Raw genomic sequence first — 13,099 nt, 5'->3', positions numbered from 1 at the left:
ACCGTATTCAGCGATCTGCCAGCCCACCGTGACATCCTGCCGTTCTTCGCGCTTGTCGGCACCGGGTGTAGCCCGCATCGGCAAACACCGTTTGCTACTCGCCGTGCAACGCGGACAACTAGGCGTTATCCGCCACATTGGCCGCCGTGATGGTGACGGTGTTCACCAGACCGCTGTCGGGATCGGCACCTCAGTTGCCAGCCCCGATGACCCGATTCCGCCCACCATCCTTGGCGCAATACAATGCGCGGTCCGCCTCGCCCACCAGCTCGGTGGACAACAGCATCGACGGCGTCATGGTTGCCACGCCAATGCTCACCGTCACGCCCTCGACCGCCATTGCCTCGATCGCTGCACGATAGCGTTCTGCCAGCACCAGTGCGCCATCGCGGCGGGTGTTGGGCAGGACCACGGCGAACTCCTCGCCGCCGAAACGCGCCAGCGTGTCCTGGCCGCGTGTGGCCTGTTGCAGCACGGTGGCAATCTGTCCCAGCATGCGGTCGCCAGCCAGGTGGCCGTTGCGGGTATTGAACTGCTTGAAAAAATCCACGTCCAGCATCAGGAATGACAGCGGCGCGTCATAACGCCGGGCCCGGTCGAATTCCTGGCTGATGCGGTCCTCCAGGGCACGCCGGTTCTGCAGCCCGGTCAGTGCGTCGGTGGCGCTAATGATCTCCAGCCGTTCCAGCATGTCTTCAAGGCGGGCAATGCAGCGACGCGCTTCCAGCTGTGCCACCACCTGGCGCGCCAGCGAACACAATGCCTCGTGCTGGGAATCGGACAGTTGCAGCGGTGCCGGATCAAACACCAGCAAACTGCCAATCGGCACGCCTTCACTATCGGCCAGCATGGCCACGGCGCAGAACGCGATGCGCGGCGTCAGCTGGCGCAGCGCGCTGTCGGCAAAGCGTGGATCGGCGTGGATGTCTTCCACCATCAGCAATTTTTCGCCATCCGCGCGAGCGACAAAGTCTGGCGGAAGCGTCCTGAGGGCCTGGGTCAGCGCGACGCCGGCATGTGCACGTTGCCACTGCCCGTCCTGGTCGAGCAGATTGATCAACGCGAGCGATGCGCCGCACAAAGCGCGCGCAGCGCGCACAAAGTCGTGGTAGCTCTGTTCCGACAGCGTATCAATGACTTTTGTCGCCGCAGCCATGGACGCACGCGTACCACCGACATCATGCGATGACAGCGGCGGTGCAGACTCCGAAGGTGGGGCGGCAGGGTGGGTCATTACGTCTGACATTGCGAACAAGAATTATTCTCTGGAACAACATTATAGTCGGCGAACCCCGGTTCAACTGTGAATTAATGAAAATTGGTCAACGCAGGGGCACGACGTGTTGTTTGTTTGCCCACAGAATGTTGGGCACGGACCAGAGCGCCCTATTTTTGCCGGTCTATCGGCGCTTTTCATCCACGTCGGCCGCCGACGGTGCGAACGGACGCGGGCGAAAAGACAGGTCGCGCATCGCCTCGGCATGATCGAACACCAGGTCGCGATTCATCCGCTGTGCCATTGCCGTCGTCCACTGCCGATAGCGCGGCAGCCGACGCAACAGCATCACCATGGCAGCAAACAGCCACAATGGCACGGTCACCAGCCTCGGTGTGCGGCCGAGTGCGGAAAAAATCCGGCTCACCATCTCGCGATAGCCAAGCGTTTCGCCACCGGCAATGTTGTAGGTGCGGTTCGCCGCCGTCGGACTGCGCAGCGCGGCACTGCAAGCCTGCGCCACATCGGCCGCGTGCACCGGTTGGCGCAATCCGGTGGCTTTGCCAAACAGCGGGAAAATTCCGAAGCGCCGGATCACCCGTGCGATCTCGGCGACGTTCTTGTCGCGTCCGAGGCCGTAGATCAGGGTTGGCCGCAAGATGACCCACTCGATACCGCGTTGTTGTGCCCAGTCCTGCAGCTGCTCTTCGGCCTCAACCAGTCGCCGTGCGATCGCCTGCTCCTGCAGATCGCTGGAATCGTCCTTGGTAAAACGGCTGGTCGACGAGAGCGCGACCACGCGGCGGGCGCCGTGTGCTTCAAGCATCTTGAAATAGGCCGGCAACACCCAGATCGGTGCAACGCAGATCCAGCTGGCGATGTGCTGCCCTGACGCGCTCGATACAACGGCAGCGGCGTCGCCCAGCGAGCGCCATTGCACCCCGTCGGCATCCGGACCTGGCGACTGGCGCGTCCAGGCCGTCACCGGCCAACCGGCCGCGACCAATGTCGGCAGCAGGCAGGCGCCGACCAGGCTGGTCGCACCAAAGACGCCGACCCGCCCGGCGTGCTCGACCTCAGTCACGCTTGACCGTGCCTTGCCGCAGCCATCGTTTCAGCACATGCACAGTCGCCACCAGCGCGAAGCGCAGCCAGACGCCCAGCGTCACCAACGCCATCAGGACGCCCGGATACTGGTGGCGAAAGAACTTGCGGTAAAACCGCATCATGCCTTTGTGCTTGTGCCATTCGACAAACACCGGCCGGCTGCTGCCGCACACGCCGAGCGCGTGATTGATCCTGGCTTGCGGGACGAACAGGATTTTCCAGCCATGCTGACGAAAGCGCATGCACCAGTCGAGGTCTTCGCAATGCAGGAAGTACGCGTCATCCCACAGCCCTACCTGTTCCATGGCGGTGCGACTGACCAGCATGCAGGCGCCGGAAATGGCCTCGACCTCGACCGCATGGTCGGGCAACGGCTGCTTGTGCAGATGAAAATCGTAGAACAGGCGCGGCCAGCGCTGCGAAAAGCGCGTCAGGCCAAAGGCCCGCACGAACGAACGCCATGGCGTTGGAATCGCACGCCGGCCGCCGGCCTGTTCGGTGCCGTCGCTGTTGAGCAGCAGTCCGCCCGCCATGCCGGCTTGCGGGTCCGCGCGCAAGCCGTCGAGCAGGACCGACAGGGTGCCCGGCGCGAAATAGCAATCGGGGTTCAGGAACAGCAGATACGGTGCGACCGCGGCGCGCGCGCCGATATTGCAGGCCGCCGCAAAGCCCATGTTGCTGGCATTGCGGATGATTTGCACGTGCGGCAAACCGGCCAGCGCCGCCAGGCTGTCATCGGCCGAGGCATTGTCGACCACGATGACATCAATCTCAAGCGGGCAAGCCAGCAAGGCATCGACACACCCGCGCAGGTAGGCACCGGCGTTGTAGTTGACGATGATGGTGGAAATGGTGGCGGTCATGGTTCGGTCCGATTGGCTTTTGTGAGGCGCAGGCGTCGGTCCAGCATTCTCCAGATACTGGCAATTGAAGCGACACGCGCGCGTTGAATCTGCCGTCGCTTGCGCCACGCTGCTGGCACGCCCAGCAAGGCGTCACGTTTTGCGCGCAGTATCACCGCGCCGCGCCCTTGCCATGCGAACCAGATAACGGTCCCAAGATTGAGCAGCAAATGCAGCGGCAGAAACAGCCAGAACAGCGGCCCAGGCATATCCTTGATGAAGGTCCAGACCAGATTCCGATGGCCGTGATAAATCGCAAATTCGCTATGCTGTCCGCCGGTCGTCCCTGACCCGACATGATGCACGACGGATTGCGGCACATGGAAGCAGCGGTAGCCCGCCAGCCGAAGCCGGAAGCCGAGATCGACGTCTTCGACATAACAAAAATAGTCTTCGTCAAAGCCGCCCAACTGGTCCAGCACGCTACGGCGATAGAGCGCGGCGGCCGCGCAGGCTGCAAAGATTTCCGTTGGGGCGTCGGCATCGTCGGTGGCCGGCATTCCATGCCCGGAGCGCCAGACCAGACCGGACAGGTGATACACGTCGCCGATGCCATCCAGAACGGTGGCATCGTGCGCCTTGAGCAGCTTGCTGCCAAAGGCATCCACGTCCGGATACGCGACCGTCGCAGCCAGTAACGCGGCAAGCCAGCCGGGATCGGCGAAGGCATCCGGATTCATCAGCGCCACCCAGGTCGACTGCGGCGATGCCGCGCGCAATGCCAGGTTATTACCGCGTGCAAAACCGGTGTTTTCCGTCTGGGCGAGCAGTCGTATCGTTGGGAATCGACCCAGCAATTCCAGCGACGCGTCGGCACTGGCGTTATCGACCACCAGAATTTCGTGCGGCGGAATGGTTTGCGCCAGCAGCGCGTTGAGACACCGCTCCAAAAATGCCTCGCCGTTCCAGTTCACGACGATGACCGATACCTTGTCGCTCAAGCTCCGCATGCCTAATACGCTTTCATGTGGAACACGACACGGGCGTCACCGGCCGCCGTCAGACACAGTCCCGACCGACGCAGGGAATCGGTCAGCGGCGCCGCCAACGGGCATTGCATGTGAAGGAAAGCGATGATATTAATTTGCGAGCATCCACTTTAACGTGTCGGTTAACGACGGGTGCTGCAAGGCGCCGATGCAATGCTGCAGTTTGGCGGGATCGCCGCAAAGCCGGGGGATCTCGTTGCTGCGCACAAAAGCAGGGTTGACCCTGATTTCCATCTGCTGGCCGGTGATCGTTTTGAGTAAATCGACGACCGAGAGCAGGCTCACCGGGTTTCCTGAACAGACATTGTAGGTCTCACCCGGCGCGGCCGTTTCCAGCAAGCGCAAATACGATTCGCAGACAAAGCGCACATCGTTGAATTCGCGTTCGACGCCAAGGTTGCCCAATTCGATGCTGGCGGCATGGGCCACGAAATGCTTGACCAGTTTTGGAATCAGGAACGATGGGGATTGACCCGGACCGGTGTAATTGAACGGCCTGACAAAGAACAGCGGCAATTTGTCCAGATAGGTTTTGGACATGAACTCCATCGCCAACTTGCTGGTCGCATAGTGGTTGATGGGCACCGGATTCTGGTCTTCCGAGATTGGCGATATGCGGCAATCCCCATAGACATTCGCGCTGCTGGCCAGCAGGACGCGCGTGGGCTTTTGCGGCAAGGCGACCAGACTGTCGAGTAAATTGAGTGTTCCGAGCAGGTTGATTTTATAAAAAGCACCCGCGTCCGCATGGCCAACAAAACTTACCGCGGCAAGATGCACCACGGCTTCCGGCGCCGCTTCCAGGACTTCATGTTCGAGACCGTCGCGATCAGACAAATCAGCGCGCAGGACGACCACTGTGTGCCCGGCGGCAACCGCACTTCGAACGAAATGGCGTCCGGTGAAGCCGGCCGCGCCAGAAACAAGTAATCTCAAAACGAAAAGCCTCTCTCATTACGCACCAGATCCGCCGCGACCATCATGCCGCACAATTCCTCGAGGCCGGTCTTCGCTTCCCAGCCAAGCTTCGCTTTTGCCTTCGACGGGTCGCCAATCAACAACTCGACTTCGGCAGGCCGGTAAAATTTCGGGTTGATGCGCATGACCGTTTTACCCGAAGCGACGTCAATGGCGATTTCACTTTCGGCAGCGCCCTTGAATTCGAGCGTGACGCCAATTTTCAAAAATGCCATGCGAACGAAATCGCGGATTGTCTCGGTGCGGTTAGTCGCAAGGATGTAGGTGTCCGCGGTATCGGCCTGCAACATGCGCCACATTCCCTCCACATATTCCTTGGCAAAACCCCAGTCACGCTTTGCGTCAATATTCCCCAGCTCAATGCAGTCGAGCATGCCCAGCTTGATTTTTGCGACGGCATCCGTGATCTTGCGGGTCACGAATTCACGCCCGCGCAACGGGCTCTCATGATTGAACAATATACCGCTGGCGCCAAAGATGTCGTAACTTTCGCGGTAATTGACGGTCATCCAGTGCGCGTACAACTTTGCCACGCCATAGGGGCTGCGCGGGTAGAACGGGGTGTCCTCAACTTGCGGAACCGCCTGGACCTTGCCGAACATTTCCGAGGTCGACGCCTGGTAAAACTTGATCTTGCGATTGACCAACCGGATCGCTTCCAGCAAATTCAAGGCGCCGGTGCCGGTGATCTGCGCCGTGGTGGCCGGTTGCTCGAAACTGACGCCGACAAAACTTTGCGCCGCGAGGTTATAGATTTCATCCGGTTGCACGCGTTGGACCAGCGACAGCGTCGCGCCCGGATCGGTCAAATCATATTCAACCAGATTCAAATTGGGATGATCCTGAATGCCCAGTTCATTGATGCGCCAGAAGTTGACCGAACTGCTGCGACGGAACGTGCCGTGAACGATATATCCTTTTTCCAGCAGCAGCTCTGCCAGATACGCTCCGTCCTGTCCGGTGATGCCGGTAATGATTGCGGTTTTTTTCATTGTGTTTAATTTTTGATGAGTAAGATGATCGGTAAGATGAAATTCGTAAGTCCAGTTTGCCTTCGACTGGCATCGCCTTTACGTTGCTGTTTAAGTTGCCGTTCGCAAGGATATCTTCTTGATGATTACCGGTCTCTGGTCATGCGAGCTGCCGTAAACGATCCCTGACACCGCATCTTGCGGCTTGTACAAAATTCGCCGGACTTCGGTTTGCTCTTTTTGGCAGGCGTGAACTTCGAGATCTGCGGCAAGGAATTTCCCGGTAACGTCATGCCAATTCACCTGTGACCTGAAGGTCTGCCCCTCTGGACAGGACACCGACATCTCAAGCAGGACGGGCTCCAGCACAGGGGCAACCGGTAGCAGGGGCTTGGCAAAGAACTTGATCTTGTTGGGCTCCGTCGCGACAGCTGGCGGCTTGAAATCAACGGCCTGCGCAATCGCCGTGTCAAGGCGGGCGCTAATTCCATCCGCCACCACTTCGGCACCGTTCAGTTGCCACCGGCCGCCATGTTGCGCACCCACGTCCGGATCGAGGACGCGTTCGCGCGCGAAGAGCGAATGGGCGAACCGCACATCCGGATTAAGCCGTGCAATACGTACGTCCCCAACCCTGAATTCCTCGGTTGAATTCTTCGCCAGCTCGGCTTCGCCTGCAAACCCGCGCCCGACAGAATACACGATGACTTCCGCTCCGGAACGCGCCACGGAGGTCAAAATTGTTTTATCGCCAAGCTTCGACTGAAAAAATGACCAGGAATGCCAGGCATCGGCGATGGTTCCATCCGGATAGGCGCTATAAATCGGATCAACCCCCAGCAACAAAATGCGTTTGCCCCTGTATTCCGCCAGTTTCGACATGATTTCCCCGACCACGACCTCGGGCTTGTTCCGCAAAAGCATTCTTTCGCCGATGCTTCGGTCCCAAAGGAGCTTGGCGTCAAATTGTGCGAAGGCCCAGTGTCCGACCGGAAATCGCGCCAGGCTGACCAGGCAGAGCAATGCAACAAGCCCGGTGGCCGTCCATGCCGGCCGCGGCAATTGTGACAGCGCAAACGCCGCCGCCACGAACAACCACGGCAGTGCAGGAAAAATATAGCGAAGGTACGCCTGGTTATGAAAAACCAGAATGCCATAGGCAAATACGGAGGCGATGCACGCCAGAACCCACCAGCGCCGCGCGAAAATCGCAGCCAGGGCAGACAGCGGCACCAGAACAATCAACGCAATCCCCAGTACACCGGTGGCTTGAAACTCTCCGTAGGGCATGGAGTTAATCGTCATATCCCAGAAGGTTCGGAATTGAAGCGGCCTGACGTAAAAAGGATTGGCGAAATCACTGCCATTCTGGAACACGCTGCCGACCATGAAATACGGTGACCGGAAGATGCTATTAAAAAATGGAAAGAGCGGATTACCGGTCTTTAAAAACGCCACCAGATATGGCGGGATGCAAACAATGAGGAAGCACAACACACCCAGGCAAAGTGCCGGAACCCGCATGCGTTCGAAGCGCCCCTGCAGCGACCGGAGGATGGCGCCAGCCAGTAAGAACGGCAAAATCAAGGCGCCGAGCAATTTGATCGAACACCCATAACCAGCGATGATTCCGAGAACCATCCAGCGCCCACCCTTCTGACGATTCGTGCCGACCAGTTCGTTCAGCGACATCATGAAGAAGAACGCGAGCGGCGCCTCGACAAAGGTCGACCCCACTTCAAGCAACGAAATTGGCCAGGTCAACAATAACGCGGGCGCCGACAACGCCATTGCGCGTCCCAACCGTGGCAACAGCAACTGGTACGCGGCGTAAGCCGTGGCGAGCAAAAATGACGAGTTCACCAGGCGTGCGGCGCTCTCGCCGCCGAGAAAATACGGCGGAACAAATAACCAGTCGCCACCAAATGGCATTACCGACCAGATGTACAACGTGACATCGAACCGCCAAAAACCGAGCTCCAGCATTTTTGCCGGAATGGTGAGGTGGTAGGCAAGCGCGTCATATCCCATCGCGGGAGCCATCGTAACCACCAGCACCAGCGTCGCCCCGAGCAGCGCGAGCGCGCCCATGATGCATTCGGACACAGGCCTTTTAACGAAAGTGAACGTCGGCCAGACTGGAACGCGAAACCGCCCGCCGCGCAGGCAGCGGAACGCGCCCAGTGCGGCAAGCGTGGAAAACAACCCGAGGTACATCACCGGAACGTTGATTGGAAGATGCGCCAGCAAACCAACGATGGTACCCATGGCGGCAAAGCCAACCGCGGCATTGGACAGGGTGAAGATGCGGAACTGGTTATCGGTAACTGAAAAGGTTATACCGGCTCCCACCAGGAAGGCACAGGCCCAGAACCAGACCACTGCGACAACAGGCGCGAACCCGGTAATTCCAATAAAGAAAGCAAGCGGAAAAAGCAACAAAGGCAAAGACCAGGCCTTTAATTTCAGCGCGAGAAAATACGCCGCGAAGCACAACAAGCAAAGATAGACGAAGCCCTCCCGGTTAAACGGCGTGACCCAGATTACCTGTGACCACCAACCCGAGTGGATCACACCATATATCGCAAGGAGCATCAGAAACGATGCTGAAGCGAGCAATATCCAGGCGCGTGCCGATATCGTACCAGGACGATTTTTTGTTATATGGCGCATTGGCGGTCATTCAAATGTATGGTGGAGACTCGGTATGCTGTCATGCTGACACGACGGGTTGGCAAACCGATTGGACGGAGATCTGTCGGACACAAGGGATCGGACCGGTTCCGGGGTTCAAGGCACGCCGCCTTTGGCTTTATCGGTCATTTCGGCCTTTTTCTGCGTGATGATGGCGTGGAGCCCGTCAAGTAGTGATGTTTCCGGATGCCATCCGAGATGTCCAAGGAACGAAATATCGGCGCAGGAGTACAAAACATCCCTATCGTTTTTTTCAATCTCACCAAATGCAAGCGTCGTGGCAGAACCGCATAACTGATGAATGGACTCGACCAGAAACCTGATGCTGACGACGGTCCCGGAACCAACCGGTATCTCGCAAAATTTCGGAGCAAACAAAGACTGGTTTTTTAACACCGTCAGATATGCAGAGACCACATCGTCGATAAAAATGAAATCCCTGAGTTGTATGCCATCGGACAACTTTAGTTGCGGGACATTATTCAGACACGAATCGATGACATGGTTGGTGAATTTCAGGGAAGTATCGCCCGGGCCATACATATGCTCCAGACGGATGTTAACAAATCTGATATCTCGCGTTTCCGAAAAGTATTTTCCCCACTCCGAAAAATGCGCCTTCGAAATCGAATAGGGATTGGACATCTTCGGCAATGCCGAATCGGTATTCATGAAGCATTTGACTTTTTCCGCGACGGCGGCTTCAAGCACCTGAAGACCAAATAGCGTATTTGCCCGCGCGACATCCGCGGTATGTTCGCCACGTCTGCCGTAACTCGCAGCAGTATGAATGACGCAGTCGACGTCCGAAAAAAATCCCGTGAAGCCAGCCTGATCGGCCGGATCAATGGTGTGCCAGCTGATTCTTTTGTCGCCACCGTCGGCGGACGGCGCTTGCGGGCTGTTTCGTCGCAGCGCCTTTACCGAATAGCCGGCCTCCAGCAATGCAGGGATCAGGTGCGACCCAAGGAAGCCGGTCGCACCCGTCAGCAATACCGTTTGTGCCGATTTAGTCAAAATTCAAACCAAGATAGGTTTCAATTTTCAAGGCCGCATACTCCAGCATTTCCCGGGTCAGCGCCGGCTGAACACCAATCCAGAACGTGTTTTCCATCACATTGTCCGTGTTGGACAAATCGCCACTGATCCTGTACTCCACGTTTTCCATATACGGTTGACGGGTAAGGTTGCCGGCAAACAGGAGCCGCGTTCCCACTTTGTTCTGATCCAGGTACGTCAGCAGATCGAGGCGTGTGACCGGGCAATTTTCTTTCAGCGTGATCGGGAATCCAAACCAGGACGGATCCGAATTGGGTGTCGCCTCAGGCAGCGTAATGAATTCCGCACAGCTCGAAAGGCGCTCCTTCAAAAACGCGAAATTGTCCTTGCGGGCCTGAATAAAGGCGGGCGCTTTGGCCAGTTGTGCCAGGCCACAAGCTGCCTGCATATCGGTAATCTTTAAATTGTATCCAAGATGGCTGTACGTATATTTGTGATCGTAGCCCTCTGGCAGCGATCCCAATTTCCAGCAAAACCGTTTTCCGCAGGTGTTGTCTTTTCCTGGAGGGCAATAACAATCACGCCCCCAGTCACGGAACGATTCGGCAATTTGCTTGAGTTCATAATTATTGGTGAACACCGCCCCGCCCTCGCCCATGGTTATATGATGGGCCGGGTAGAAACTCAGCGTGCCAATATCTCCGAAAGTACCAACCATTTTTCCCTTATAGGTCGTACCCAGCGCATCGCAACAATCCTCGATCAGCCACAGGTTATATTTCTTGCAAATCGCGGTAACCACATCGAGGTTGAATGGATTGCCCAGCGAATGTGCCAGCATGATCGCCTTCGTCTTCGGACTGATCGCAGCTTCAATTTTCGATGCGTCGATATTATGGTTGTCCTTTTCGACATCAACAAAGACAGGAATTGCGCCAAACTGGAGAATAGGATTGACCGTGGTTGGGAATCCGGCGGCCACTCCGATTACCTCGTCGCCGCGTTTGATGGCCCGCTCGCCCAGCTTGGGCGACGTTAGCGCAGAAAATGCGACCAGGTTCGCCGACGAGCCGGAGTTCACCGTGATCAAATGTTTGACGCCAATGAATTCGGCCAGCTTCTTTTCAAATTGCTCATTGAATCGGCCAGTTGTAAGCCAGCAATCGAGCGCGGCTTCGGTCATTAATTCCATTTCCTCGGCGCCAACGACTTTTCCGGACGGTGGAACCGGAGTAACACCGGGGAAAAAAGCCTTGGGCTTGCTGTCCAGCGCGCCATATTGGCGGACAAGCTCCAGGATCTGATTGCGCAATTCGTCTTTATTCATGATGTCAATTATTTGATATGAGTTTGATCGGAGGTATCTTGGTACGATTTTATTTGCAATAGTGAATACGCGCGCATGTCCTCGGCATTCAGCCAGGCCTTTTGCCACGACACGATTTTAATCAGCGCCTGTTCCAGATTCCATTTCGGCGACCAATTCAAGGAATTCATCGCCTTGGTGATATCCAGCTTCAAGTACGTTGCCTCATGGTGCTGCGGCAACGTGTCGTGCTGCCAGCTTGCGCCGTCGCCCCACTGTTGCGTCAGGCAGCCGACGATCCATTCGACCGGGCGCGCATCGTCAAGCCGTGGACCGAAATTCCATGCCGAGGCGAACGCTGGGCCGAAGTCGTACAGTTTCTCGGCGAGCGACAAATAGCCCGCCAGGGGCTCAAGGACATGCTGCCATGGACGAATCGCGAGCGGATTGCGGATATCGACCGGCCGGCGTTCCGCGATCGCCCGCAGAATGTCGGGAATGAGCCGGTCCGATGCCCAATCCCCGCCACCGATGACATTGCCGGCCCTGGCGCTGGCGATCGCGACACGATGTTGCGCATAATTGTCGGGATTGAAAAACGAATTGCGGTAGGCCGAGGTAACCAGCTCGGAGCATCCCTTGCTGCTGCTGTAGGGATCGTACCCGCCCATCGGCTCATTTTCGCGATAGGCCCAGATCCACTCCTTGTTGTCATAACACTTGTCAGTGGTGACATTCACGACCGCACGCACCGACGGCGTGTTGCGAATCGCCTCCAGCAGGTACACGACGCCAAGGACATTGGTTTCGTAGGTCTCAACCGGATTTTCATAGGAATATCGCACCAGCGGCTGGGCGGCCATATGAATGACGATGTCCGGCCGGGCCTCCTGCATGGCGTGGGTCAAATGCCTGGGATCTCTGATGTCGCCAATGACCGACGTCATCCCCGCGCCAACGTTGGCACATTCAAAAAGACTGGGAGAAGTAGGCGGTGCAAGTGCGTAACCGGTCACCAGCGCACCCAGATCCTGCAGCCACATGGACAGCCACGCCCCTTTGAAGCCCGTGTGCCCGGTCAGAAACACACGTTTCTCGCGCCAAAACTGCTGGTTCATAGTGCCGTCCTTCAATTCCACGATTTCCAGGGAGCCTTGCCCGACATCCAAAGCTCCTCAAGGTAATTTTTATCCCGCAACGTATCCATCGGCTGCCAGAACCCCTCATGCTGATACGCCATTAACTCACCACTTACGGCAAGTTGCTCAAGCGGACCCTTTTCCCAGGTGGTGGAGTCATCGGCAATAAGACTCAGCACCTTCGGTGACAGGACGAAAAAGCCGCCGTTGATCATTCCGCCGTCACCCTTTGGTTTCTCGTTAAACGTGGAGATTTGATGATTCGCCTGAATATCGAGCGCACCAAAGCGACCCGGCGGCGACGCCGCAGTAAGCGTCGCCATCCGCCCATGCGCATGATGAAATGCGATGAGCTGGCTGATCTCCACATCACTGACTCCGTCGCCATAGGTAAAGCAAAACGACGTCTCATCCTTGATGTATTGTTGAACTCTGGCAAGTCTCCCGCCAATCATGGTTTGCTCGCCGGTGTCGACCAGGGTGACTTTCCAGGGCTCTGCATACTGGTGATGCACCTGCATTTCATTATTCTTCATGTCGAACGTTACGTCGGACATATGAAGGAAGTAATTCGCAAAGTACTCCTTGATGACATAGCCCTTGTAGCCGCAACAGATAATGAAATCATTGACGCCGTGGGACGAATACATCTTCATGATGTGCCAAAGAATTGGCTTCCCACCCACCTCCACCATTGGCTTCGGCCGGGAACTGGTTTCCTCGGAGATTCGTGTTCCAAGCCCGCCTGCAAGAATTACAGCTTTCATGATTATGGTGTCGTAAATTTAAGTGTGGAGG

The 13,099-nt window shown here is 57.1% G+C and carries 11 protein-coding genes; all 11 read right to left on the bottom strand.

What is annotated here, in order from left to right:
- Positions 1–190: 190 nt before the first annotated feature.
- The gene (locus RCH09_RS08645) at positions 191–1,156 is read right to left on the bottom strand and encodes a GGDEF domain-containing protein (protein ID WP_326940669.1); all 966 of its coding nucleotides are present in this window, start codon (positions 1,154–1,156) and stop codon (positions 191–193) included.
- Between the two features lie 244 nt (positions 1,157–1,400).
- Positions 1,401–2,300 (bottom strand): NAD-dependent epimerase/dehydratase family protein, encoded by a 900-nt coding sequence (locus tag RCH09_RS08640; protein WP_326940668.1) that lies wholly within the window; start codon positions 2,298–2,300, stop codon positions 1,401–1,403.
- On the bottom strand, positions 2,293–3,186 hold the full coding sequence (locus RCH09_RS08635) for a glycosyltransferase family 2 protein (protein ID WP_326940667.1): 894 nt from the start codon (positions 3,184–3,186) through the stop codon (positions 2,293–2,295). The genes RCH09_RS08640 and RCH09_RS08635 overlap by 8 nt, the downstream gene beginning before the upstream one ends.
- Positions 3,183–4,166 (bottom strand): glycosyltransferase family 2 protein, encoded by a 984-nt coding sequence (locus RCH09_RS08630; RefSeq protein WP_326940666.1) that lies wholly within the window; start codon positions 4,164–4,166, stop codon positions 3,183–3,185. Before RCH09_RS08630 ends, RCH09_RS08635 begins: the two co-directional genes overlap by 4 nt.
- A 138-nt stretch (positions 4,167–4,304) precedes the next feature.
- On the bottom strand, positions 4,305–5,150 hold the full coding sequence (locus RCH09_RS08625; RefSeq protein WP_326940665.1) for a GDP-mannose 4,6-dehydratase: 846 nt from the start codon (positions 5,148–5,150) through the stop codon (positions 4,305–4,307).
- On the bottom strand, positions 5,147–6,184 hold the full coding sequence (gene gmd / locus RCH09_RS08620) for a GDP-mannose 4,6-dehydratase (RefSeq protein ID WP_326940664.1): 1,038 nt from the start codon (positions 6,182–6,184) through the stop codon (positions 5,147–5,149). The genes RCH09_RS08625 and gmd overlap by 4 nt, the downstream gene beginning before the upstream one ends.
- 90 nt (positions 6,185–6,274) lie before the next feature.
- Positions 6,275–8,836: an ArnT family glycosyltransferase gene (locus tag RCH09_RS08615; protein WP_326940663.1), complete on the bottom strand. Its 2,562-nt coding sequence runs from the start codon at positions 8,834–8,836 to the stop codon at positions 6,275–6,277.
- 117 nt (positions 8,837–8,953) lie between these two features.
- Complete coding sequence (locus RCH09_RS08610; RefSeq protein WP_326940662.1) at positions 8,954–9,874, bottom strand: NAD-dependent epimerase/dehydratase family protein; 921 nt, start codon at positions 9,872–9,874, stop codon at positions 8,954–8,956.
- Positions 9,867–11,183: a lipopolysaccharide biosynthesis protein RfbH gene (gene rfbH, locus RCH09_RS08605; RefSeq protein ID WP_326940661.1), complete on the bottom strand. Its 1,317-nt coding sequence runs from the start codon at positions 11,181–11,183 to the stop codon at positions 9,867–9,869. Before rfbH ends, RCH09_RS08610 begins: the two co-directional genes overlap by 8 nt.
- A gap of 8 nt (positions 11,184–11,191) precedes the next feature.
- The gene (gene rfbG, locus RCH09_RS08600) at positions 11,192–12,280 is read right to left on the bottom strand and encodes a CDP-glucose 4,6-dehydratase (protein WP_326940732.1); all 1,089 of its coding nucleotides are present in this window, start codon (positions 12,278–12,280) and stop codon (positions 11,192–11,194) included.
- Positions 12,281–12,291: 11 nt separating this feature from the next.
- Positions 12,292–13,068, bottom strand: a complete 777-nt coding sequence (gene rfbF, locus RCH09_RS08595; protein ID WP_326940660.1) for a glucose-1-phosphate cytidylyltransferase — start codon at positions 13,066–13,068, stop codon at positions 12,292–12,294.
- Positions 13,069–13,099: the final 31 nt, after the last annotated feature.

Source organism: Actimicrobium sp. GrIS 1.19 (assembly GCF_035984655.1).
Taxonomy (GTDB): domain Bacteria; phylum Pseudomonadota; class Gammaproteobacteria; order Burkholderiales; family Burkholderiaceae_D; genus Actimicrobium.
This window is presented reverse-complemented; position numbering and strand designations above follow the sequence as displayed.

Coding starts and splice junctions, on each gene's coding strand:
- RCH09_RS08645 (WP_326940669.1), bottom strand. CDS start 1,156: ATGGCTGCGGCGACAAAAGTCATTGATACGCTGTCGGAACAGAGCTAC.
- RCH09_RS08635 (WP_326940667.1), bottom strand. CDS start 3,186: ATGACCGCCACCATTTCCACCATCATCGTCAACTACAACGCCGGTGCC.
- gmd (WP_326940664.1), bottom strand. CDS start 6,184: ATGAAAAAAACCGCAATCATTACCGGCATCACCGGACAGGACGGAGCG.
- RCH09_RS08615 (WP_326940663.1), bottom strand. CDS start 8,836: ATGCGCCATATAACAAAAAATCGTCCTGGTACGATATCGGCACGCGCC.
- rfbH (WP_326940661.1), bottom strand. CDS start 11,183: ATGAATAAAGACGAATTGCGCAATCAGATCCTGGAGCTTGTCCGCCAA.
- rfbG (WP_326940732.1), bottom strand. CDS start 12,280: ATGAACCAGCAGTTTTGGCGCGAGAAACGTGTGTTTCTGACCGGGCAC.
- rfbF (WP_326940660.1), bottom strand. CDS start 13,068: ATGAAAGCTGTAATTCTTGCAGGCGGGCTTGGAACACGAATCTCCGAG.